Below are 23,367 nucleotides of genomic sequence, written 5' to 3'. Positions count from 1 at the left end.
CGAATGCCTCTTCCTCAAGGTGAATGTGTCGTGGTGACGTTCGCACTTCTGCAGACAGGCGCAGAAATGCGTTGCTGTAAACCAAGAATTAGCACACAATGCGCCATTGGCGGCCACTCAGCGGAGCATCTTAATAGACCCGCAATATTCGGCGCACCCGCACACCGGTCACTCGCCGCGGAGATTGCGCCGTTCGGCTTCGACCCGCACGAGCTCGCGCTGGATGGCGACGTAGACCTCGCGGTCGGTGGAATCCGCGCGCTGCAGCCGGCCCAGGAGCTCAGCCTTCTGGCGCAGCAGGTCCTTTTCGATCAACACGATGGTGATGTCGCGGACGTACCGGGTGACTTCGCGTTCGGTGCGCTCAGGCAGCGGCGCCATGGCCAGCTCGGTCACCAGGTTCGCCATCGGGGCCGGGGTCTCCCCCACCACGCGGTCGAGCCAGTCCGGTGCGGCGGCGTGCGGGAGCGCGGCGGCCAGGGCGTCGCGCACGACCGCCAGGGTGGAGTTGGTCATGCCGGTCAGAACGGCCCGCTGCACCAGCTCGAGGCCCACCTGGGTGGGATGCTGCAGCATCGCCATGAGGGCGTCGCGCTCGATGCGGGTGACCGGGTCTGCGGGGAGGTCGGCGAGGGAGAACAGGCGCTCGCGCGGGGCGGGGGCCGGCTCGCCGGAGCGCCGGGGCGCCTCGGGCGGAGCGGTGCGGGAGCGGGACTGGGCCTGGCCGACGGCGCGGGACACCTCACCGAGATCCATGCCGAGCATCCGGGACAGTTCGTGGGTGTAACCGGGGCGCAGGGAGGGATCGCGGATGTCGCTGACGATGGGGGCGGCCGCCCGCAGCGCCGAAACCCGGCCCTCGACGGTGTCGAGGTTGTACTGGCCGAGCAGCTGCCGGATCATGAATTCGAACATCGGCTTCTTCGCGTCGATGAGCCGGCGCACGGCGTCGTCACCGCGGTGCAGGCGGAGGTCGCAGGGGTCGAGCCCTTCCGGGGCGACGGCGACGAAGGTCTGGGCGGAGAAGCGTTGCTCCTCGGCGAAGGCCCGCATGGCGGCCTTCTGGCCGGCGGCATCCGGATCGAACGTGAAGACGACCTCGCCGACGCCGCTGTCGTCGCCGAGCACGCGGCGCAGCACCTTGATGTGGTCGACACCGAAGGAGGTGCCGCAGGTGGCCACGGCCGTGGTCACGCCGGCCAGGTGACAGGCCATGACGTCGGTGTAGCCCTCGACGACGACGACCTGGTGGCCGCGGGAGATGTCTCGCTTGGCCAGGTCCAGCCCGTAGAGCACCTGGGCCTTGTGGTAGATCGGGGTCTCGGGGGTGTTGAGGTACTTGGGGCCCTTGTCGTCGTCGAGCAGCTTGCGCGCCCCGAAGCCGATCGTCTGCCCGGTGATGTCGCGGATCGGCCAGACCAGCCGGCCGCGGAACCTGTCGTAGACGCCGGAGGATCCCTCCCGGCTCGAGACGAGGCCGGCGAGCGTGAGTTCTTCGGTGGAGAAGCCCCGGCCGCGGAGGTGGTTGGTCAGTTCGTCCCAGCTCTGCGGGGCGAACCCGATGCCGAACCGGGCGGCGGCCTGGGCGTCGAAGCCGCGCTCGCCGAGGAAGGTGCGGCCGACCTGGGCGCCCGGGCTGCCCAGCCTGTCGACGAAGAAGTCGGCGGCCGCCTGGTTGGCCGCGTACAGGCGCGCCCGGTTGGTGTGGTCGGGGGCCCCGCCCTCGCCGCCCTCGTAGTGCAGTTCGATGCCCACCCGTGCGGCCAGGCGTTCGACGGCCTCGCTGAAGCTGACGTGGTCCATCTTCTGCAGGAACGAGTAGACGTCGCCGCTCTCGCCGCAGCCGAAGCAGTGGTAGAAACCCACCTGCGGGCGCACGTGGAAGCTCGGGCTGCGCTCGTCGTGGAACGGGCAGAGCCCCTTCATCGACCCGACGCCGGCGGACTTGAGGGTGACGTAATCGCCTACGATGTCGGCGATGTTGGTGCGCGCCTTGACCTCTTCGATGTCGCCCTGACGGATCAGCCCTGCCATGCGTCACCGCTCGTTCGTGCCGGTTCCCGGGTGAGCTGCAGCCGGCGGTGCAGGGCGATGGCGCTCTGATCGGTGAGGCTGGCGACCTGGTCGACGACGACGCGCTTGCGGGCGGAGTCGTCGGACGCCGCCGCCCAGTCCTCGCGGAAGCCAGGGTCGAGGTGCTCGTCGCCCGTGGCGAACAGGGTGTCGGCGAGGTAGACCAGCGTCTCGCGCTGTTCAACGTAGATCGGTTGGCGCACATGGGTGGACATCACGAAGGCGGCGACGATGCCCTTGAGCACGCCGATCTCGGCCTGCACGTCGCGCGGGACGACCACGTGGGCGTTGAAGCGGATCAGGTGCCGGTCGGGGTAGCTGGCTTTGGTGGCCGCGACCGCCGCGCCGCTGAACCGGCCGATGAGCTGGCTGGTGAGGTTCTTCAGTCGCCCCTGGTCCCGGCGTCCTGCGCTGTAGCTGTGCAGCCACACGTCGAGGGCGTCGAGCCTGTCGAAGGCGGCACGCAGTTCGTCGTGGCTGAATTGGCCGCCGGTCCACTCGTACATGGAGGTGACCAGGGCGTCGTGGTCGCCGCGGTTGCCCAGCAGTTCGACGTCGAGGTAGCCGCTGACCACGGCATCCTCGAAGTCGTGCACCGAGTAGGCGATGTCGTCGGAGAGGTCCATGACCTGCGCCTCGACGCAGAGCTGCCGGTCGGGGGCGTCCTGGCGCAACCACTCGAACGCGGCCCGGTCGTCCTCGTAGAAGCCGAATTTGGCGCGGCCGCTGGGGTCGGCGACCGAGGAATCGGCGGCCCAGGGGTACTTGCAGCTGGCGTCCAGGCTGGCCCGGGTGAGGTTGAGCCCGTAGCTCTCGCCCCGGTCGCCGAACACCTTGGGTTCGAGGCGGCTGAGCAGGCGCAGGGTCTGCGCGTTGCCCTCGAACCCGCCGATGTCGGACGCCCAGGTGTTGAGGGCCTTCTCGCCGTTGTGGCCGAAGGGCGGATGCCCGATGTCGTGCGCGAGGCAGGCGGTGTCGACGATGTCGGGATCCAACGCCAGGCGCAGCGCGATCTCCCGGCCGATCTGGGCGACCTCGAGCGAGTGGGTCAGCCGGTTGCGCGCGAAGTCCAGTCCCGCGGCGGGGCTGAGCACCTGAGTTTTGGCGGCCAGGCGGCGCAGGGCGCTGGAGTGCAGCAGCCTGGCGCGGTCGCGGGCGAAGTCGCTCCGGCTGGAGTCGTGCTCCTCCGGCCGGAACCTGGCTTCGTCGTGGACGCTGTATCCGGTCTGGTTAACCACCGCTGGTGTCCCCCTCGCCCTCGGTGAGGTTGCTGCGCTCGGCGCCCGCGATCTCGCGCGAGTCGAGCCAGCGCTCGGGCAGGGAGGTCTTCTTGGGGCTTCCCGCGCGGCCGCGCTGGCCTTCGGCCCCGATGCCGGGGTACGGCTGGTCGGGGTCCATGGTGGCCAGCAGCTCGTCGAGCTGCTCGAGCGACACCACGGAGGCGAGGCTGGCGCGCAGGTCGCCGCCGACCGGGTAGCCCTTGAAGTACCAGGCCACATGCTTGCGGATGTCGCGGCAGGCGCGTTCCTCGCTCTCGAAGAACTCGGTGAGCAGTTCGGCGTGCCGGCGGAAGGCATCCGCCACCTGGCCGAGGGTCGGTTCGGCCTTGAGGACGTCGCCGCGGAAGGCCGCGGCCAGGTCGCCGAATAGCCAGGGGCGGCCGAGGCAGCCACGACCGACGACGACGCCGTCGCAGCCGGTTTCGTCGACCATGCGCAGCGCGTCTGCGGCGGACCAGATATCGCCGTTGCCGAGCACGGGGACGCTCGTGATGGTGTTCTTGAGGGTCTCGATGGCCGCCCAGTCGGCGTGGCCGGAGTAGTAGTCCGCTGCGGTGCGGGCGTGCAGCGCGATGGCCGCGACGCCGGCTCCCTCGGCGACCCGGCCGGCCTCGAGGTAGGTGAGGTGGTCGGAGTCGATGCCCTTGCGCATCTTGACGGTGAGCGGGATCGTGCCGGCGGCCGAGACGGCGGCCTCGACGATCTCACGGAACAGGGTGATCTTCCACGGCAGCGCCGCTCCCCCGCCCTTGCGGGTGACCTTGGGGACCGGGCAGCCGAAGTTCAGGTCGATGTGGTCGGCACGGTCCTCGGCGACGAGCATCGTGACGGCCTCTGAGACGGTCTTCGGGTCCACGCCGTAGAGCTGGATGGAGCGGGTCTTCTCGGTCTCGTGGTGGGTGATCAGGCGCATCGACTCGGTGGTGCGCTCCACGAGCGCCCGTGAGGTGATCATCTCGCTGACGTAGAGACCGGCTCCGTATTCGCGGCAGAGCCGGCGGAATGCGGTGTTGGTGATGCCGGCCATGGGTGCGAGGACCACGGGCACGTCGAGTTCGATGTCACCGATTCGAAGCGGTGCCATCAGATTCTGCGTGGGAGTCGAAGTGTTCATCGTGTCCAATTCTCCCAGACCCTGCTGTGTTCGTTCGCCACGCCCGGCCGACGTTGGAAAGAGAGGCGGCTAGAGGGCGCAGGAACCGTCGCCGCAGCATCCGCCGGCCGTGTCGTCCTGCTCGAGCAGCTGGATGATGGGGCGGAGTGTTGCGGGTGCTTCGGTGACCGTGCTGGTGTCGGTTCCGGTGGTGTTGTCACTCATGCGTGGGTCTCCTCGGTGGCTGTGGTGGTGGCGGAGTCGGCTTTCTCGCCCTGCACCTGGCGCAGTGCCTGGGCGAAGGTGGACGGGTCCTGCGCGCCGGAGATGCCGTACTTGCCGTCGATCACGAAGAACGGCACCCCGTTGATGCCGTATTCGGCGGCCTGGGCGACATCGGCCTTGACGGCGGCGAGGTGCTCGTTCGAGGTCAGGGAGCGCACGACGTCGGCCTTGTCCAGGCCCACCGTGGCGGCCAGGTCGGCGAGGTCCTCGATGCGGCCGACATGGCCGCCGTCGACGAAGTAGGCCTTGAGCAGTGCTTCCTTCATCTCCAGCTGCACGCCGTGTGCCTTGGCGTAGTGCAGGAGTTCGTGGGCCTTGACGGTGTTGGTCTGGTGCACGGAGTCGTAGTCGTAGTGCAGCCCGACGCTCTCGGCGATGCCGGTGACCCGTTCGAGCATCTCGAGGACCTGCGGCACGGGGATGCCCTTGCGCTCGCTGAGGTAGTCCACCGGGCTGCCGGCGAAGTCCACCGGGGTGTCCGGCGCAAGTTCGAAGGAGTGGTACTCCACCTCGACCTTGGTGCCGGAGGCGGCCACGCCGGCCTCGAACTTGCGTTTGCCGATGTAGCACCAGGGGCACTGCACGTCGGACCAGATGTCTACTTTGATGGTTTCGCTCACAGGAGGGCTAACCCGAGCGGCCCCTCCAGATATTCCCGGGTGGTGTTCTCGGTCAGGCCGTGGGCGTGTCGACGGCTCCGCCGTAGCGCCGATTGCGGGAGGCGTAGAGCTCGATGGCGTGCCAGAGGTCGACCCGGGAGAAGTCCGGCCAGAGGGTGTCGAGGAACACCATCTCGGCGTAGGCGCTCTGCCAGAGCATGAAGTTGCTGGTGCGCTGCTCACCGGAGCTGCGCACGAAGAGGTCGACGTCGGGCAGCGCGGCCGTGTAGAGGTGGCGCTGGATGGATTTCTCGGTGATGCCGGACGGCTTGAGCCGGCCGGCAGCGACGTCTTCGGCCAGCGCGCGCACGGCATCCGCGATCTCGGTGCGGCCGCCGTAGTTGACGCACATGGTGAGGGTGAGCACGTCGTTGCCCGCGGTGAGCTTCTCGGCGTACTGGAGTTCGTTGATCACGGACGCCCACAGCTTCGGCTTCCGCCCTGCCCAGCGCACCCGGACGCCCCAGTCGTTGAGCTGGTCCCTCCGGCGGTGCAACACGTCGCGGTTGAACCCCATCAGGAACCGCACCTCGTCCGGGGAGCGCTTCCAGTTCTCGGTGGAGAACGCGTAGACGCTGAGGTGCTTGACCCCGATCTGGATGGCGCCGGCGACGACGTCGAGCAGGGCGGCCTCGCCTGCCTTGTGGCCCTCGACCCTGGACAGCCCGCGGGCGTTGGCCCACCGGCCGTTGCCGTCCATGACCACGGCGACGTGCTCCGGCACGACCTTGGCGGGCAGGGCCGGAGGGTAGAGCCCCGTCCAGTCCACGGGCTTGAACGGCACGGCGTCCTTGTGCGTGTACGGCGTGGCCGATGCGGGACGGAAGGGGTTCGGCGTCATGGGCGCACGTGCTCCAGAGATCGAAGGCCCCGGCCGAGGTGCCACTGCGTGTACGCGGCGACGACCCCGGTGGCCCGGGCCTGGGTGGATGGTTCGGCGGCGGCCGTGTGGGCCCAGTCGCCGGTGAGCAGGGCTGCGAGCAGGGCGATCGTGTCCGGGTCCAACCTGGGTGACCCCGGTGCGGCGCAGGAGTCGCAGACGACGCCGCCCACCTGCACGACGAAGGCCGAGTGCGGACCCGGCCTGCCGCAGCGGGCACAGTCCTGGAAGCTCGGCGCCCAGCCGGCCATGGAGAGGGACCGCAGCAGGTAGGAGTCCAGGGTGGCGCCGGAGCCGTGTTCGCGACGGGACAGCGACCGGAGTGCGCCGACCAGCAGCAGGTATTGCTGCAGGGACCCCTCCGATTCGGTGAGCTTGTCGGCGGTCTCGACCATGGCGCTCGCGGCCGTGTAGCTGCCGTAGTCGGACGTGATGGCCGCGCCGTAGGAGCCGATCGACTCCGCCTGGTTGACGATGTCGAGACTGCGGCCTTCGTAGAGCTGAACATCCACGACCATGAACGGCTCGAGCCTGGCCCCGAACTTGGAGGCGGTGCGGCGCACCCCCTTGGCGACGGCGCGCACCTTGCCGTGCTGCCGGGTGAGCATGGTGATGATGCGGTCGGCCTCACCCAGTTTGTGGGTGCGCAGCACGACGGCTTCATCACGATAAACGGGCACGGTCAATTCTCCCACCCTCCGGGGCGGATGCCGACGCGAAGCGCCGGGACACCCGCCGTGGTAGACATTGACGGTGCCCACTCCGCTCTTCGCCATCCCGCTCTGGATCGACCTCGTGGCGGTGGCCATCGGCGCCATCCAGGGCGCTATGTTCGCCGGGCGGTTCACCGACCGCCGGATGGACCTGCTGGGCATCTCGATCATCGGCATCACCGTGGGGCTCGGCGGCGGTCTGCTGCGCGACATCCTGCTCGGCGGGGTTCCGGCGGCGCTCCTGAGCAACTGGTACCTGCCCGTCGCGGCGGCCTTCGCCCTGCTGGGCATGGCGCTGCAGAGCGTGTTCAACCGGCTCGGACCGCTCATCATCACCCTCGACGCCGTGACCATCGGCCTGTTCGGCGTGATCGGCACCACCAAGGCTCTCGCCGCGGGCCTGCCGGAGATCCCCGCGCTGTTCGTGGGCGTGGTGTCGGCCGTGGGTGGGTCGGTGCTGCGGGACATGATGCTCAACGTGCCGATCGCCGTGATGCACGTCGGCTCGCTCTACGCCGTCGCGGCCCTGGTGGGCTGCGGCCTGCTGGTGGGGCTGGTCGTGCTGCAGGTGCAGATCACGGTGGCCGCGCTGATTTGCGTCGTGGCCACGACCGTGATCCGGGTGCTCGCCGCCCGGTTCGGCTGGAGCCTGCCGCAGCAGCGGGCCATCGGTAGCTGGCCGCACTGGCGCCGCCGCGGCTCGATACCGCCCTTCCGCGCCTGGCCGCGCCGGCGACGCGTGACGGCGACGACGAGCCCGGCAGAGACGACCCCGGTCACCGACCCTGCCGGGCCCTGACCGGCCGGCTCCGAGAGCCGCCTCACCCTTTCCTGAGGATTTATCACCCTCACGTGTTTAAGCCTCGCCTTTCCCCGCATCTGGGGTCAGTATTGAGGCACAACCACGTCGCAGGGAGGTACTCCATGAAACGATTCGAGGGCACTGTGCCCGACCTGTTGCCCGTCCTGTCCCGGGGCAAACACAAGTCCCCCCGTAGCGGAGCGTGCTTCATGGAGTTCGCCTCGCACCTGTCCGGCGAAGCGTGGAGCGACCATCCGGCCTGCACGCACCCGGTTCTGGCGTCATTGGCCCGGATGGTCAACGACTGCACGTCGGACGAGGCCAGGTCCCGCCTGATGACTCTGATCCCGTCGGTGATCGGACTGCGCGGGGACGACCCCCGTGTGCGCCTCGTCGTGGCCCTGCGGGCCGCGACGGCCGGTCTGCCGGTGGTCAGTGCCGACCACCAGCGGGCTTTGGCCGTGGGGATCCTCAATTGCCAACGCCACCTGGCCCGGCTCAGTGAGGGCGACTCCGACGCCGTCTCAGACCAGGTGCGGGAGGCCTTCGAACGGGCACCGCAGACCGAGCGCTGGGCGCGCGAGTTCATGGGGTCGGTGGGATCGTGGTCGCGTACCCGGTTCACCGACCGCACCGCGGAGTCGATCATCCGCATCACCGTGCAGGGCATCGCCGAGGCGTGCATCCCCGACACGGACGAGCGGCTGTACACCCTGCTCTCGCAGGCGATCGACGACACCACGCGAGTTCTGGGCAAGCCGGAGGGCGAACCCGTGGTGATGCCGCAGCCGTTGAGCCCGGAGGCCGCACGGCGCGCCTTGCGGGTGTGAGGAGAACAGGTCAGAAAAGCCCGGCTCCGACGGATGTCGGAGCCGGGCTTTTTCTGTGCTCGATGTTCTAGACGGCCGCCAACTCGCGGTCACCCGTCTCGGCGCGGATGCCCCGGTTGACCGCGGACACCACGGCCTTGAGCGAGGCTGTGGAGATGTCGGGATCGATGCCGACGCCCCAGAACCGCTTGCCGTTCACGTCGAGCTCGACGTAGGACGCGGCCGTGGCGTCGCCGCCGGCGGACATGGCGTGCTCGACATAGTCGTAGAGCGTGATGGCGATGCCACGTTCGGCCATGATGCCCAGGAACGCCGCGATCGGGCCGTTGCCCGTTGCCGTGGCGCTGGCCACGGCGTCCGAGTCACGCAGGTCCACCGTGAGGTCGACCGCTCCGGCCAGGTCGCTCGAGGTGCGGGTCGAGAACAGCTCGAACCGGCCCCACTTGGCGTCCGGGTTGGTGTGGGTGGCCGGCAGGTATTCGTCGTTGAAGATGTCCCAGATCTGTTCGCTGGTGACCTCTCCGCCGTCGGCGTCGGTCTTGGCCTGCACCACGCCGGAGAACTCGATCTGCAGCTTGCGGGGCAGGTCGAGGTGGTGATCGGTCTTGAGCAGGTAGGCCACGCCGCCCTTGCCCGACTGTGAGTTGACCCGGATGACGGCCTCGTAGCTGCGGCCCAGGTCCTTGGGGTCGATCGGCAGGTAGGGCACGGCCCAGACCAGGTCGTCGACGCTCCGGCCGGTCTCCGCGGCCTCGACGGCCATGGCCTCGAAGCCCTTCTTGATGGCGTCCTGGTGTGATCCGCTGAATGCCGTGAAAACCAGGTCGCCGGCCCAGGGGCTGCGCTCCGGAACCGGCAGCTGGTTGCAGTACTCCGCGGTGCGCTTGACCTCGTCGATGTTGCCGAAGTCGATCTGCGGGTCGATGCCCTGGGTGAACAGGTTGATCCCCAGTGCGACCAGGTCGACGTTGCCGGTGCGCTCGCCGTTACCGAACAGGCAGCCCTCGATACGGTCGGCGCCGGCCAGGTAGCCCAATTCGGCAGCCGCGATAGCGGTGCCGCGGTCGTTGTGCGGGTGCAGCGAGAGGATGACGTTCTCCCGGTGTGCCAGGTGCCGGCTCATCCACTCGATCGAGTCGGCGTAGACGTTGGGCGTGGCCATCTCGACCGTGGCGGGCAGGTTCACGATGACCTTGCGCTCCGACGTGGGCTCGAAGACCTCGATCACCTGGTTGGTGATGTCGACGGCGAATTCGAGCTCGGTGCCGGTGAAGCTCTCCGGGGAGTACTCGTAGTACACGGTCGTGCCGGGCACGGTCGCCTCGAGCGCGCGGCAGGTGCGGGCACCGAACAGGGCCAGGTCGATGATGCCCTGCTTGTCCTCACGGAACACCACCTCGCGCTGCAGCACGCTGGTGGAGTTGTACAGGTGCACGATGGCCTGCTTCGCACCGAGGATGGACTCGTAGGTGCGGCGGATCAGGTGCTCACGCGCCTGGGTCAGCACCTGGATGGTGACGTCGTCAGGGATCGCGCCGTCCTCGATCAGGCTGCGGACGAAGTCGAAGTCGGTCTGGCTCGCCGACGGGAAGCCGACCTCGATCTCCTTGTAGCCCATCCGCACCAACAGGTCGAACATGATGCGCTTGCGTTCGGGGCTCATCGGGTCGATGAGAGCCTGGTTGCCGTCGCGCAGGTCGACGGCGCACCAGCGCGGGGCCGTGGTGATGCGGTTGGCCGGCCAGGTGCGGTCGGGCAGGTCGACACGGAACGTGTCCTGGTACGGGCGGTACTTGTGCACCGGCATCGTGGATGCGGCTTGATTGTTCTTCATGGTCTGGTGTCTCCTCGCGAGTGGTGGTCAGCCGACGACGAACTCCGCGACGAGTGAGGCCTCAGATTAGGACTCGTCGCGGCAGCTAAGGAGGAGCAGACCGAACAGCACACAAAGAGGGTAACACCGTTTTGCCGCGCGGTCACCTGGCTCACGCGGCAGCCAGTGCCGTCACCGGGGCCACCGACACGGCGCGACGGGCCGGCACGAGCGTGGCGGCGACGGCGAGCAGCACGGTGCCGACCACACAGCCCACGACCAGAAGCCACGGCACCGCTGGGGCGGTCAGGCCGCCCATGGTGACCGCACCGAAGAGCGACTGCGCGGCGGCCCAGCCGTAGAACACGCCGAGGACCAGACCAAAGGCGACGGCCGCTGCGGCCATCTGCAGGCTCTCGGCCAGGATCATCCAGCGCACCTGGGTTGCCGTGAAGCCCAGCGCACGCAGGAGCCCGATCTCACGCGAGCGCTGCAGCACGCTCTGCGCCAGATTGTTGACCATGCCCACGGCCGCGATGAGGGCGCTGAAGCCGACCAGCACCGAGATCACCGCCAGAGACGTCGCCACGGTCTCGCTGATGGCCGCCTGGAGAACCGGATCCTCCATGGTCCGCTGCATCATGACCTCGAAGGTGGACCCGGCCACCGCGAACATCGTGATGAGGGTCACCCCGATCACCAGGCCGATGGTGGCCCTCGCGCTGCGCTCGGGGTGCCGCTGTGCGTTGGCCGCGGCGAGGCGTGCCGGCGCGCTGCCGCCCAAGACCCGGCCTGCGAGGGCCAGGATCGGCGGCATGATCAGGTGCGAACCGAGCACGAGTCCGCTGAACGAGAGGATGCCGCCGAGCAGGCCGAGCAGAACCCCCTCCGGCGCGACCTGTCCCACGACCACCCCTCCGGCGAGGAGGAGTATCCCCACGCCCATGAGGAGGACGGCGATGACGGTGCGCGCTGGGCGCCGGACGGTCTCCTCACGGGAGCGTTCCTCGGCCGCACCGACGGCCTGCATCGGGCTGACGCCGAGCACCCGCCGAGACCCCACCCACGCGGCGGCCCAGGTGGAGAGCACGACCACGGCCACTGGAAGGGCCAGGAGAGGTTCGATGAGGGTGTAATCGAGGTCGGGCAGCACAGCTGTGGCGACGAGGATGCGCAGTCCCGCAAAACTGAGCAGGGTGCCGATCACGGCGCCGGCGACCGCGCCGATCGCGCCCACGGTGAGTCCGTCGGTGGCCACGACCCGGCGCTGCGCTCGGGCGCTGGACCCGATCAGACGCATCAGCGCGATGGTGCGGGTGCGGCCGGCGATGATGGTCGCCACGGTGTTGGTGGTCACGATCGCGGACACGTAGACGGCGATCGCGATGAACAGGAAGGCGACCAGGTCGAGCGCGGTGCGCACCGCGCCGACGTCTGTCATCCCCGAGGCGCTGACGATGGTGCCGATCATGCTGGTGACCTGCAGGAGGACAACGCCGAAGGCGGATGCCAAGCCGGCTACGAGCACGCTCGCGCCCCGGCCTGCATGGTCGTTCCGGCGCGTGCGAGTGGCGGCGCTCATGCGCGCTGCTCCATGCCCAGCATGATGCGGGAGATCTCTTCGGCCGCGGACTTGTCCCGGTCTTCGACGAGCCGGCCGTCGGCCAGGAACAGGATGCGGTCGGCGTAGCTGGCCGCCACCGGGTCGTGGGTGACCATGGCGATGCTCTGACCGTACCCGGTGCTCGCTGCCTTGAGCAGGGTGAGCACCTCCCGGCCGGTGCGGGAGTCCAGGTTGCCGGTGGGCTCGTCGGCGAAGACCAGCTCCGGGCGGGTGGCGAGGGCCCGGGCGATTGCGACGCGCTGCTGTTGGCCGCCGGAGAGCTCGTGCGGCCGGTGCGTGAGCCGGTCGCCCAGACCGAGCGACTCGGTCAGCTGGGCGATCCAGTCGGACTCGGCGTTTGTGGGCTTCCGGCCGTCCAGGCTGAAGGGCAGCAGGATGTTGCCGCGCACGTCGAGCGTGGGAACGAGGTTGAACGCCTGGAAGATGAATCCGATCCGGCGCCGGCGCAGGACGGTGAGCGCTGCGTCGGCCAAACCGCTGATCTCGGTGTCACCGAGCCAGGCCTGTCCGGATGTGGCGATGTCCAACCCAGCCATGATGTGCATGAGCGTCGATTTTCCCGAGCCGCTCGGGCCCATGATGGCCGTGAACTGGCCCCGACGGATGCCGATCGACACGTCGTCGAGCGCGGTCACCGCCGTGGTGGACGAGCCGTAGGTCTTGCCGAGGTGGGTCACTCTGGCCGCGAGGCCCAGGTCTGAGGGTGTGGTTTCCATGCTTTCAGGCTAGGAATCCGCACGGTCCGGCCGCGTCGGGCTGGGGAGGTATCGAAGCCGCCGCGCGGATGATCCCCGGCCGCGCGGGGTCATCCTCTGGGCGTGCCCCGCCGTTAGGAGGTGAGGCGGTGCTGGAAGGCGAAGACCACGAGCTGCACCCGGTCGCGCAGGGACAGCTTGCCGAGGATCCGGCTGATGTGGGTCTTGACGGTGGCTTCGCTGAGGAACTCCCCCGCCGCGATCTCGGCGTTGCTCAGGCCCAGTGCGGCGAGGGCGAAGATATCGCGTTCCCGGCTGGTGAGGGTGCGGAACGCCTCCGGCTCTTCGCGCTCGGGCTCCGGCGCATCGAAGTGGGCGAAGAGTTCGCGGGTGGCCGAGGCGGCGATGACGGCGCTGCCGGCGTGCACGGTGCGGATGGCGGCCAGCAGGAACTCGGGATCGGCGTCCTTGAGGAGGAACCCGCTGGCTCCGCCCCGGATGGCGCGACCCGCGCTCTCGTCGAGCTCGAAGGTGGTGAGCACCACAATGCGGGGCGGCGTGGTTCCGGCCGACTCGGCCGCCGCGAGGATCGCCGTGGTGGCGTCGATGCCGTCCATCACGGGCATCCGGATGTCCATCAGGATCACGTCGGGGTTGACGGCCGCGGCCATGGTGACGCCCGCGGCGCCGTTGCCGGCCTCGCCGACGAACTCCAGGTCGGCTTGCGAGGACACCAGCATGCGAATCCCCGCCCGGAAGAGCGCCTGGTCATCGACCAGGGCCACCCGGATACGCGCGGCGTCGGCCTCTGCCACCTCGCTCACTGGACGGCTCCGGGCATGGTCGCGTCCGCGGGCTGGTCTGCCAGGAGCGTGGCCGCGGGCTTCATCAGGGCGTTGGTGGTGATGGCCGGGAGGCGGGCTGCCACGATGAAGCGGCCGCCGATGGACTCCGCGGCGAGGGACCCCCCGGCCAAGAGCGCACGCTCGCGCATGCCGGGAAGGCCGTGGCCGATCTCGCCGGCACGCCCGGCCGCATCCGTCACGCCCACCGCATTGTCAATCGTCACCGCGACCCATCCGTCCGTCCACGCGAGGCTCAAATATACCGCCCGGCCAGCATCTCCGTGTCGGAGCGCATTGGTGAGGGCCTCCTGCACGATGCGGTACACCGCCAGTTGCGCGCCGGACCCGAGCGTGGTGGGGGTGCCGGTCGTCGTCCACTCGATGTCGAGCCCGGTGCTCCGCATCTGCGCGACCAGGCGGTCGAGATCGGCCAGCACGGGCTGCGGTCCGGCCGCGTCGTCCTGGCGCAGCCGGGTGAGCAGGATGCGGACGTCGCCCAGGGCCTCCCTGGCCGTGGTCGAGATGGTGCTGAGCGCCTCGTCGACGGCTTCCGGGTTCTGCGCCCGGGCGTACCGGGCGCCGTCGGCCTGTGCGATCACGACGGCCAGGGAATGGGCGACCACGTCGTGCATGTCCCTGGCGATGCGGTTGCGTTCCTGTTCGACGACGACGCTGCGCTGGGCCACGCGCTGCTCCTCGACGGCGCGGTGCTGCGTGACCCGGCTCTCCCTGGCGGTCTGCCAGGTGCGCATCAGCAGACCGAGGGTCCAGGACAGGCCGAGCACGGCCAGGCTGGCGACGAAGACGGCCACGGCCGACCAGATCAGGCCGCCCCAATCGCCCTGTGTCTTCGCCTCGGTGACGGTGTTCAAGCCCCGCTGGAGGATGCTGAGATACACGGCGGCGAGCACGGCGCCGATGCCCACTGAGACCAGGCCGGCCCAGCGCACGGCCCGCTCGGCGTAAGCGGCTGTGACGTAGAGCACGGCCAGCACGGCCACGTCGCTCGTGAGGACCTCCAGGCCGCCCGCCATCTGCGTGAGAGCGGTGATCCAGGCGATGCCGAGTGCGAGTGCGGGCGAGAGGCGGCGCACAACCAGTGCGGCGGCGAACCCGGCAAGCACAACGAGGGACAGGACGTTCGAGCGGGGGTCGGTCAGGAGGCCGAAGAGCACGAAGGCACCGGCCACGCCGGCATCAATGACCAGCGTGCGCCGGGAGACCGGGCGGAACCCCTGGCGTCCGAAGACCAGCGCGGGCCCCGTCAGCCACTCGGTGGGCACCGGCAGCATCACCCAGGTCTCGGCCCAGTGGGCGGACGGTGGACCGTTCGGGGCGGCGAGCTGGCCGGCGCGACGGTCGGCGCGGTTGCGCAGGACCAGAGCGAGAACCCACCCTCCGGTCAGTACCGCGGTGGCCAGGAACCCCTCGGTGAGACGGAAACCGAGTTCGAGAACGAAGCGCAGCACGCCGTCGATGCCCCGCTGGCCGGCCGTCAGGACGCCCATGGCGAGCAACCCGGTGAGCACGGCTCCCACCAGCAGGCCGACCCCCAGGGCGATGTAGCGCAAGGTGGGTTGGCCGTACAGGCACGCTCCCCAGGTGACGATGCATCCGCTGACCAACAGCAGGGCTAGCCACGCCGGGTCGTCGAGTGTACCGCCGATTCCGGCGAGTGTGGCTGCCGCTCCCGTGATCAACGCGGCCGCCGGGAGCAAGCGCGAGATGGCGACGGCGGTCGCGAAGAGCAGGATGCTCACCAGTGAGTCGAACCCGCCGGTGAACAGGCTCAGTGCGCCCCAGACCAGGAGGATGCCCAGGCCCAGGGACGGCTCCAGTGCCCACCGGTAGCGCCCCGTGCGCGTGAGGAGCTCCAGATCCGACATCCTCCCAGCGTACGGCGCGGGTCGTGTCCCGGCGCCTCTTGCCGGGCAGTTCATCCCCGAGCGTGCCCAGGATCATCCGAGCGATGTACTCGGGCGGGCCGGGTCAGCCGAGGCTGCGGACGAAGGCCGCGGCCTCCCGCAGGGTGAGGGTGGGCAGGTAGGCGCGGGCGAGGGCGACGCCGATGGCCGGCAGCGCCACCGGGTCGGGGTAGGCCATGAAGAGCGGGTGGAACTCGGGCTGGAACTTGCGCTTGAACGCGAACAGCGACCGGAACCCGTACACGGGCTCCAGTGTGCGACCGAGGAAGTCGAGCATCCGCGCGGCCAGGCTGCCGGTCTCGTCGTCGGGTCGGGCCGCACCTGTGGTCGCAAGCGGTGCCGCGGACAGGCTGAGGAATTCAACCTCCTGGCGGTCCTTGAGCAGCGACGCCGTCTCGCTGATCAAGAACTCCATGACGCCGTTCATGGTGTCCGAACCCCGCCGCATGAAGTCGAGGGTCCAGCCGATCACCTCGCCGCCCCGGTAGGTGGGCAGCCAGCTCGTGACGGCCAGGATGCGGTCGTCCGAGTCGATGGCGAGCATCAGCCGCACGTCGGGGTCGCGCAGTTCGTCGAGTCCGCCGAGTGTGAACCCGAGTTCGGGCAGGCCCTTCTCCTGCACCCACTGTTCGGAGATTTCCGCGATCTGCGCGGCCTGCCGCAGGGGCAGGGACCGGTACGTGGTCCAGACCGCGCGCACCCCGAGCTTCTGGGCCCGGTTGACGGAGGAACGGATGTCCTGCCACTTCTTGCCTGTCGTGGCCCAGTTGTGCGGGCGCAGTACGGTCTCCTCCCCCACCTCCATGGCCTGCCAGCCCATCTCGTCGAACACCGGGCGCCAGCGGTCGCGCAGGGAGTAGAACACCGGCACCCAGCCGTGGTCGTCGCACATGCGGGCGAAGGCGGCCACCACCGCCGACGCGCGCGGCAGGTCATCGGCGGGGTCCACGCCGATGGGTTCGGCGACCGTGATGGCCACACCGTTCACAACCCGGTAGGCGATGGCCACGGGCGCGGCCGGGGCCGGCTCCGCCGCGGCGAACCACAGGGAGGACCCCTCCCAGGTGGCCATGTGGGCGAGCGAACCGCCGCCGCCGGCATGCAGCAGAGCGCGCAGGCGCAATTGGTCCTCTGGCGGGGCGCCGACCGCACCCGTGCGGAGGGCGAGGATGGCGCCGCCGATGACGAGCAACCAGAAAATCGGGCCGACCCAGTCGTAGAGCACCGAGGACAGGGGGTCCCCCGGCAGGAAGGACAGGCGCTCCAGTCGCAGGAACCCGACCGGGATGAAGCGTTCGGGCAGGTCGGCGACGAGGTCGGCCAGGGTGACGGCCGGCCGGAAGTGATCGCGCAGAACCCAGCCCAGGCTCACGTACACGACGGAGAGGGCCAGCAACCCGCCCGTCGTGATCACAGCGAACCGCCGCAGGTAGCCGGGGCGGGTGCGCACCGGGAAATGCCTCAAGGACAGGGCGATCCATACCGCGGTGGCCGCGGGCACCAGCACCGACACAATCAGCACCAGCGCGACCTCCCAGTACTGGCCGGACCGCCACTGGAACGAATAGGGCTCGCCGGAAACCGGGAGGAGACCGTAGTACCAGGCGCCGAGCGCGGCCATCCCCACATTGACGACGATGGCCAGCCCCGCGGCGAACCGGCGGCCCCGGGTGAGACCGTACGCTGCTATCAGGAGGACGATGAGCGGCAGCAGGCTCACGAGCACCGGGCCGACGCCGCCGATCCGCTCCAGGGTCAGCTCGTGCACACACTGCCGGGTGATGTTCCCGAGCAGGCAGCGGTCGACCACGTCCCCGGCCGAGGGCACCTCCTGGGTGAGCAGCAGCCCGAGCGGCGCGAGGATCCCGAACCGGCCGCCGGACACCACCGTGACCACGGGACCGACGGCGAGCACGGCCACGATGGCACCGAACAGTGTGCGCGTCTCGTGGTCGGAGCTGCGCCGCCAGGCCGCCTCGCGCCGCACCGGCCGTAGCGCGATGCCCAGCACCAGCCCGGTGAGCACGGCCAGCAGCCGGTACAGGTCGCTCGGTTGCCCGGAGTAGAGCAGCAGGACGAGCGCCGCAGCGAGGGTGAGCACGCGGATACGCCGGCGCCAGAGCGCCCCGGCGAATCCGCTCGCGGCCATGATGGTGCCCAGGATCGGGGTGAACGGGTCGAGTGCCCACAGCTCGCGCACACCGCGGGACCACATCTCGCCGCCGGCGACGCCGAAGTCCTGCAACACCAGCCCGAGGCCGGTGCCGATCACCGCGGTGGCCAGGAACGCCAGGATGGTGCGGCCGGTGCCGAGCAGGCGCTCGGCCGCTCCGAGCACGAGAATCGCGCCGAGGATCGCCAGGATGAGTTCGGCGATGTTGTCCACGAGGAACACCGAGGTGATCGGAGTCCACCAGTGCCCCAGCCCGATCGCGGAGTGATATCCGGTGCCGAGCAGCAGTCGCAGGGCATACGACGGGCCCCTGAGCAGCCCCGTCGCCAGCGCGGTGACGAGGAGCACGGTAGCAACGCTGAGGGAGAACGGCGTGCGCGCGGCCCGGGCGGCGAGGCGGCGCATCCGCTGTCTCAGAGCCGAGGGCGGGGAGACCGGCGGCGGCGTGACCGGCGCCTGTGCGGCGGGCAGGGTGGGAGTGCTCACGACAGGCCGGTCAATCCGGTGCTCTCGGCGAGCACCGGCAGGGCCTGCGTCCAGGCGTACTGCACGGTGTGCCAGTCGTGTGCGGTACCCGGCGACACGATGAGGTGGGTGTGCGCACCGGCCGTGCCCGCTGCATCGACCACAGTCTGGGACCAGGGCAGGTAACGGGTGTCGTCACCGCCAACGGCAATGATCACCGTGAGGTTTTCGTAGGGTGCGTGCGCGCCCAGCACGGCGACGGGAGCCGCTGCCGCGTAGGCGGCGGCGTCACCGGCGAAGCCGGAGGCGATGGTCTGGTCGACGCTGCCCTTCTGCGGGGCCAGTTCCCCTGAGATGTCGAGAATGGTTCCGTAGAGCTCCGGATGCGCGGCGCCCAGTTGCATGGAGCAGGTTCCGCCCTGGGAGAATCCGGCGATGGCCCACCCTGCGGGGCCGGCGGCGACGTGGAGGTGGGCCCGGATCCAGTCGGGAACATCCTTGGTGAGGTAGGAGGCCGAGTTGCCGAGGGCGGAGTCGACGCACATGGGGTTCTGGTCGGGGGCGCCGAGTTGGTCGGGCACGACCACGATGGGCGCCACCCCACCGTGCTCAGCCGCGTAGCCGTTGAGGATGGTGGCGAGGTGGCCCGCCGTGAAGACATCGGCGGGACTGCCGGGCTGGCCCGAGAGCATTTCCACGACCGGGAGGGCCGGCGGGTTGGCCACGCGCGCGGCCGGGGGCAGGTAGACCAGGGCCGACCGGGCGGCGAACCCCGAGCTGGTGGCCGGAATGGTCACGGTGCCGACCACGCCGGTCGCGTTCGACGACCCGGCTGTGGCCACGGCGAGCGAGTCGTAGGTGGGCAGGCCGAGTGCCGTGCGCACCGTGGTGAACTGCCCGAAGTCGGCGTTGACGCCCGCTGCGGTGGAGAGCAGCAGCAGCGGGATCGCGACGATGGCGACCACGCGACGCCATCGCCTCGAGGTGACGAGGGCGAACCCGATCAGCGCGAGAGCGGCGAAGAACCCGGTCGCCCAGAATCGCGTGGTCGTGCTCAGGGACACTCCGAAGAGGTCCCAGACGTCGCTCACCAGCCAGCTGAGCGTCCAGCCTGCCGCGGCACCGCCGATGACCAGTCCGAGGCCGATCAGCGCGAGGCGGGTCGGCAGACGACGGGAAACCAGCACGATCAGGCTTGCAGCCGCCACCCCATACAGGGTGAAAAGAAGCGGGCCACCGACGATGCTGGTGTTCAGGAATGTGCTCACGAATGTCCTCCGGATCAACTGTGCACCCGCCGTACGCGGTCAGAGGCCGGGAGCCGTCGTTCTGAACGAGGTTTCAGAGCACCCGATGAATATCGTCGGCCGACTCACGGGGCACGATCAGGAGAGACTCAGGCAGCCGCCCCGTGTGACCCCAGATCGTCGAGGAGTTCCTGCACCCGCGGAGCGGGGACATCGTGATGGCGGGCGCGGCGCAGAAGGGCGCCACCGATGGCGTCGAGTTCGGTCTCTGCCCCGGCATCCAGGTCGTTCTGCAACGAGGACCGCATGCCCGCAGGGAGCGCGTGGATCGCCCGAGCGAGCTGAGCGGGGTCCGAGGGCACACCATCCCGGGTGGCAATCTGGGCGACCTCGGCCAGCACCGCGGTGGTAAGGGCAGCGTCGCGTTCCCGGGCGGCGCCGATGGGTAGGCGCCAGTAAGACGTGAGGAGTGCCATAGGAGCCAGGAATCGCAGCTTGCTCCAGAGCACCTCCGCCTCGGTTCCGCCCACGGTGACGTCGAGTCCGGCACGGTTCCAGGCCGCGATGACTCCGGTGCTCTCCGCCGCGGCCGGAACGGTGAGGCGCAGGAACGGGCTGCGGTGGTCGATGACCGTGGGGCTCAGTCGAGTGCTCTCGACGGCGATCGTGGCGCCTGCGACACGGGCATCGGGGGCGGCCCGCCGCAGAACGTCCATGTGCTCGATACCGTTGAGCAGGGATACGACCTCTGCGGGCTGCGCTCGCCGGAGGGCGTCGACGATACCGGGGAGGGCATAGGCCTTGGTGGCCACGATCACGCGGGCGCCGTCGGGAATCTCGGTCACCGCCGTGAGCCGGCCGAGCTGGTCGCCGAAATGGGGGCTGTGCAGGGTGAGGCCGTCGGAGTTGATCTGCCGGGCCGTCTCCGGACGAGCGACGGCGACGACCTCGGTCCCGCTGCGGTGCAGGAGGATGCCAATGAGCCCTCCCACGGCTCCGGCACCCACCACAGCGATGACCGGCTCAGACATTCGACACCTGTGACATAGGGACCCTCCATCGTGTCGGCGACGTCTGCCGCCCGTTCCATTGTGGAGCAGATACAGTGTGGAAATGTCCTCTCCCACCACGCTGGCCGGCCTCGGCGACGAACGCTTCGTGTCCCTCACCACGTTCCGCCGATCGGGGGAGCCGGTCTCGACCCCGGTCTGGATCGCCAGGGATGGGGACGACCTGATCGTGACCACCCCGAAGCAGAGCGGCAAGGTGAAGCGGCTTCGCCACACCTCCCGAGTACAGCTGGTCCCCTGCTCCCGCACCGGAGCGGTGGCGGCCGGCGCGCTGCCGCTGGAGGCACTGGCCGTCATCGAGGATGACGACCAGAGCCGGGCCCTGTTGACGGGCGTCTTCGCCGCGAAGTACCGACTCGAGTACCGGATCTTCCTCTTCATCGAACGACTCGGCAAGTCCGGCGCGAAGACCCGCGTGCTGCTGCGGATCAGCGCCCCGGCCTCCCCCGCAGCCTAGAAACCGATCGCCGCTCACGACCACATCGTGTCGCCATCCGAGGGTCGAGCAGCCTGAGCCCCGCTGATCAAGCAGGCCGAGACCCGGTGATCATGTGTCCCGGGCGCCGGTGGTCGAGCTTGTCGAGACCCGGTGAGTCATTCCGTGTTCGGTGGCTGACCCGTTTCCGATTTGTGGGTGTTCGGGTCGTGGGCGCGGTGCTGGTTGGGCCGTCGCCATGTTCCGGTCGGGTCGATCCAGTGCGGTGCTTTCACCTGCGGCATCCCGTTGACCATACGGATCTTCCACCCGGAGGTGTTGATGGTGTGGTGGTGGTACCAGCAGAGCAGCACTCCGTTGTCGATGTCGGTGCGGCCGCCTTGTTCCCAGGGGATCACGTGGTGGATTTCGGTCCATTGGGGTGGGCAGGTGCAGCCGGGGGTGATGCAGCCGCCGTCTCTGGCGGTGATGGCGCGGCGTTGCAGGGGGCTGAAGCAGCGGGCTTTGTTGCCCAGGGCGAGGACGGCGCCGTTGCCGCCGAAGAACACGGGTCGGATCCCACCGTTGTCGACCATCTGGTTGATCGTTTTCATCGACAGGGGTGCGTCGACGCCGTCGATCCAGCCGACGCCGATGCCGGCGAGGAGGTCAGCGGCGCTGACGTGCACCATCACCGTTGGCGGCATCCCGCCCAGGGTGGGGGTGCGGGGGTCTTGGGCGACTTGGGTGAGGATGCCGCGGAGGATGTCGGCTCGTTTCTCGCCGCCGCTGCGTTCGTCGAGGATCTCCCCGGGCACGAGTTCGCCGGCTTCGATGCGTTCCTGTTCCTCGGCGGAGGGGAACCGGGGTGCGGTGCGGGCGGACTGATAGGTGTTGAAGAGGGTTTGGATGATGCCTTTGAGCTCCGGCGTCACGCCGCCGCGGAGGGGGTAGAGGCCGTTGCGGATCCCGCCGAAGGAGAACGTCGACTTCGCCTCGAGGACCTCCTCGTTGGGGGCGAGACCGTCCGGGTTCAGGGCCGCCTGCCACTGCAGCGCCATGTCGCGAAGCGCGTCAGCGGGGTAGGCGAACCCGTCCGAGTCACCCAACGGGGCGATCGGGCCCGTCATCGCCGCCTCACCAACGTCGTCGGCGTCGCCGGCAGCCCGGGTTCAGCCATAGACGGAGCCGGTGGCCGATTCGACCAGGCCCGCCTCGGCCGCCTCAACATCGGCCGGGTTCGCGTCGAAGCGACCGTGGACCTTGTAATCGGCCAGGCCCTTCACGATCTCCTCCGCCGCGTCCAGACCGAGGTCCCCGGCGGCCAGGGCCGCGGCGACGGTCGGGAACACGGGGTCCAGGACGGTGCCGCCCATCATGCGTGGAGCGATCTTCTCGCCCAACCGCACCCGCCGTTTCATCTCCTGCCCCGACGCCCCGGTCAACCGGGTCAACAAATCCGTGTGGTGCGACGCGCCGAGCTTCCACGCCAACGAGTCCCGGCCCAACCCCGTCCGAGCCCGGTAATCCACCACCGTCGCCGTGGTCACCCGGGCCAGATCGGCCGGCCGGCCGATCTTCTCGGTCATCTGCGTCAAGGCGACCAGTTCCGCGTCGTTGAGCCCGTCGACGTCGATCGAGCCCATCACTTCCTGCACCACCGCGGCGGCTTCGGACAGGAGCTGCAGTTTCTCCCCGAGCTCACCGGTGTGAGCACGCTGGACCGCGGGGAGGTCTGCGGGGTCCCGCCATGTGGGTTGCGGGGCACCGCGTCGACCCGGGCGAGGCGGCGCGGGTTCCGACTGGTCGCTGTGCATGCCGTCCGCGCCTGCGGACCCACCGCCACCGCTAACAGCGGCGGCGGCAGCACGCTTGGTTGCAGGTCCGGCACTTCGGTCGACAGTTCTGTCGGTGGCTGAGGACGCACCATCGGGCGTGTCGGTGGCTGCGTTTACGCTCGAGTCAGCGGCGACGTCGAAGGAGACAGGGACCGGTGCCGGACCGGCCAGGGCGGTGTTCCAGTCCTGCGGATTACCACCGGTAGGAGTGCCTCCCAGCGGTGCGGTGGAGCCGTTTACGAGCTCTTCGTCCATACCCCTGTTCTCCCACGAATCAGAGAATATTGTGAGGAAATGTCAAGTTACTCACAAGGGAATCTCGAGAATATGTGCGCCGGAGTCATTGCAGGTTCATAGGGGTTCTAAGGGGATCTCGACAGGCTCGATCAACGATGGGCACGGCGGACAGCAGGGCGCGGGATCTCGACAGGCTCGATCAACGACGTGGGCGCGGCGGACAGCAGGGCGCGGGATCTCGACAGGCTCGATCAGCGATCGGGGCACGGTGGACAGCAGGTCGCGGGATCTCGACAGGCTTGATCGACGACGTGGGCGCGGCGGACAGCAGGGCGCGGGATCTCGACAGGCTCGATCGACGATCGGGGCACGGTGGACAGCAGGGCGCGGGATCTCGACAGGCTC

20 protein-coding genes are annotated in these 23,367 nt (G+C 69.3%); 3 read left to right on the top strand and 17 right to left on the bottom strand.

Annotated features, from left to right (window positions below):
• Nucleotides 1–168: 168 nt before the first annotated feature.
• The 7 genes from dnaG to recO form a co-directional block, all read right to left on the bottom strand.
• Entirely contained in the window at nucleotides 169–2,034 is a 1,866-nt protein-coding gene (dnaG, locus tag PA27867_RS08330; protein WP_066595219.1) for a DNA primase, read from the bottom strand.
• Nucleotides 2,022–3,311, bottom strand: coding sequence for a deoxyguanosinetriphosphate triphosphohydrolase (locus PA27867_RS08325; protein ID WP_066595217.1), 1,290 nt, complete (start codon nucleotides 3,309–3,311; stop codon nucleotides 2,022–2,024). Before PA27867_RS08325 ends, dnaG begins: the two co-directional genes overlap by 13 nt.
• Nucleotides 3,304–4,467, bottom strand: coding sequence for a tRNA dihydrouridine synthase DusB (gene dusB, locus PA27867_RS08320; RefSeq protein ID WP_066595215.1), 1,164 nt, complete (start codon nucleotides 4,465–4,467; stop codon nucleotides 3,304–3,306). Before dusB ends, PA27867_RS08325 begins: the two co-directional genes overlap by 8 nt.
• Nucleotides 4,468–4,536: 69 nt before the next feature.
• Complete coding sequence (locus tag PA27867_RS21295) at nucleotides 4,537–4,671, bottom strand: hypothetical protein (protein WP_257784147.1); 135 nt, start codon at nucleotides 4,669–4,671, stop codon at nucleotides 4,537–4,539.
• On the bottom strand, nucleotides 4,668–5,351 hold the full coding sequence (locus PA27867_RS08315) for a DsbA family oxidoreductase (protein ID WP_066595213.1): 684 nt from the start codon (nucleotides 5,349–5,351) through the stop codon (nucleotides 4,668–4,670). Before PA27867_RS08315 ends, PA27867_RS21295 begins: the two co-directional genes overlap by 4 nt.
• 52 nt (nucleotides 5,352–5,403) lie before the next feature.
• A complete protein-coding gene (locus PA27867_RS08310; RefSeq protein ID WP_066595212.1) occupies nucleotides 5,404–6,231 on the bottom strand; it encodes an isoprenyl transferase in 828 nt (275 codons plus the stop codon).
• Nucleotides 6,228–6,950, bottom strand: coding sequence for a DNA repair protein RecO (gene recO, locus PA27867_RS08305; protein WP_066599450.1), 723 nt, complete (start codon nucleotides 6,948–6,950; stop codon nucleotides 6,228–6,230). The genes PA27867_RS08310 and recO overlap by 4 nt, the downstream gene beginning before the upstream one ends.
• 73 nt (nucleotides 6,951–7,023) lie before the next feature.
• On the opposite strand from recO, the gene PA27867_RS08300 reads away from it, so the two are divergent.
• Nucleotides 7,024–7,782, top strand: a complete 759-nt coding sequence (locus PA27867_RS08300) for a trimeric intracellular cation channel family protein (protein WP_066595211.1) — start codon at nucleotides 7,024–7,026, stop codon at nucleotides 7,780–7,782.
• Between the two features lie 125 nt (nucleotides 7,783–7,907).
• Nucleotides 7,908–8,615 carry a hypothetical protein gene (locus tag PA27867_RS08295; RefSeq protein WP_236900883.1) on the top strand — a complete coding sequence of 236 codons (708 nt, stop codon included), beginning with the start codon at nucleotides 7,908–7,910 and terminating at the stop codon, nucleotides 8,613–8,615.
• A 67-nt stretch (nucleotides 8,616–8,682) separates the two neighbouring features.
• On the opposite strand, the gene leuA is transcribed toward PA27867_RS08295, so the two are convergent.
• The 8 genes from leuA to PA27867_RS08255 all read right to left on the bottom strand — a co-directional run bounded on the left by leuA (nucleotide 8,683) and on the right by PA27867_RS08255 (nucleotide 20,433).
• On the bottom strand, nucleotides 8,683–10,449 hold the full coding sequence (leuA, locus tag PA27867_RS08290; protein WP_066595208.1) for a 2-isopropylmalate synthase: 1,767 nt from the start codon (nucleotides 10,447–10,449) through the stop codon (nucleotides 8,683–8,685).
• A 151-nt stretch (nucleotides 10,450–10,600) separates the two neighbouring features.
• Nucleotides 10,601–12,010 (bottom strand): ABC transporter permease, encoded by a 1,410-nt coding sequence (locus PA27867_RS08285; RefSeq protein ID WP_066595204.1) that lies wholly within the window; start codon nucleotides 12,008–12,010, stop codon nucleotides 10,601–10,603.
• The gene (locus PA27867_RS08280; protein ID WP_066595203.1) at nucleotides 12,007–12,768 is read right to left on the bottom strand and encodes an ABC transporter ATP-binding protein; all 762 of its coding nucleotides are present in this window, start codon (nucleotides 12,766–12,768) and stop codon (nucleotides 12,007–12,009) included. The genes PA27867_RS08285 and PA27867_RS08280 overlap by 4 nt, the downstream gene beginning before the upstream one ends.
• Before the next feature lie 113 nt (nucleotides 12,769–12,881).
• A complete protein-coding gene (locus PA27867_RS08275; RefSeq protein WP_257784146.1) occupies nucleotides 12,882–13,571 on the bottom strand; it encodes a response regulator in 690 nt (229 codons plus the stop codon).
• On the bottom strand, nucleotides 13,568–15,478 hold the full coding sequence (locus PA27867_RS08270; protein ID WP_066595202.1) for a sensor histidine kinase: 1,911 nt from the start codon (nucleotides 15,476–15,478) through the stop codon (nucleotides 13,568–13,570). Before PA27867_RS08270 ends, PA27867_RS08275 begins: the two co-directional genes overlap by 4 nt.
• Before the next feature lie 103 nt (nucleotides 15,479–15,581).
• Entirely contained in the window at nucleotides 15,582–18,176 is a 2,595-nt protein-coding gene (locus tag PA27867_RS08265) for a bifunctional lysylphosphatidylglycerol flippase/synthetase MprF (RefSeq protein ID WP_236900882.1), read from the bottom strand.
• Nucleotides 18,173–19,423, bottom strand: coding sequence for an alpha/beta hydrolase (locus PA27867_RS08260; RefSeq protein WP_066595199.1), 1,251 nt, complete (start codon nucleotides 19,421–19,423; stop codon nucleotides 18,173–18,175). Before PA27867_RS08260 ends, PA27867_RS08265 begins: the two co-directional genes overlap by 4 nt.
• Nucleotides 19,424–19,551: 128 nt before the next feature.
• Nucleotides 19,552–20,433 carry a ketopantoate reductase family protein gene (locus PA27867_RS08255; protein ID WP_066595195.1) on the bottom strand — a complete coding sequence of 294 codons (882 nt, stop codon included), beginning with the start codon at nucleotides 20,431–20,433 and terminating at the stop codon, nucleotides 19,552–19,554.
• 82 nt (nucleotides 20,434–20,515) lie between these two features.
• On the opposite strand from PA27867_RS08255, the gene PA27867_RS08250 reads away from it, so the two are divergent.
• The gene (locus tag PA27867_RS08250; RefSeq protein WP_066595193.1) at nucleotides 20,516–20,929 is read left to right on the top strand and encodes a PPOX class F420-dependent oxidoreductase; all 414 of its coding nucleotides are present in this window, start codon (nucleotides 20,516–20,518) and stop codon (nucleotides 20,927–20,929) included.
• Between the two features lie 137 nt (nucleotides 20,930–21,066).
• On the opposite strand, the gene PA27867_RS08245 is transcribed toward PA27867_RS08250, so the two are convergent.
• Complete coding sequence (locus PA27867_RS08245; protein ID WP_066595190.1) at nucleotides 21,067–22,017, bottom strand: HNH endonuclease signature motif containing protein; 951 nt, start codon at nucleotides 22,015–22,017, stop codon at nucleotides 21,067–21,069.
• Nucleotides 22,018–22,059: 42 nt separating this feature from the next.
• The gene (locus PA27867_RS08240; RefSeq protein ID WP_066595188.1) at nucleotides 22,060–22,704 is read right to left on the bottom strand and encodes a hypothetical protein; all 645 of its coding nucleotides are present in this window, start codon (nucleotides 22,702–22,704) and stop codon (nucleotides 22,060–22,062) included.
• Between the last annotated feature and the right edge of the window lie 663 nt (nucleotides 22,705–23,367).

Source organism: Cryobacterium arcticum, from assembly GCF_001679725.1.
GTDB lineage: Bacteria > Actinomycetota > Actinomycetes > Actinomycetales > Microbacteriaceae > Cryobacterium > Cryobacterium arcticum_A.
This window is presented reverse-complemented; position numbering and strand designations above follow the sequence as displayed.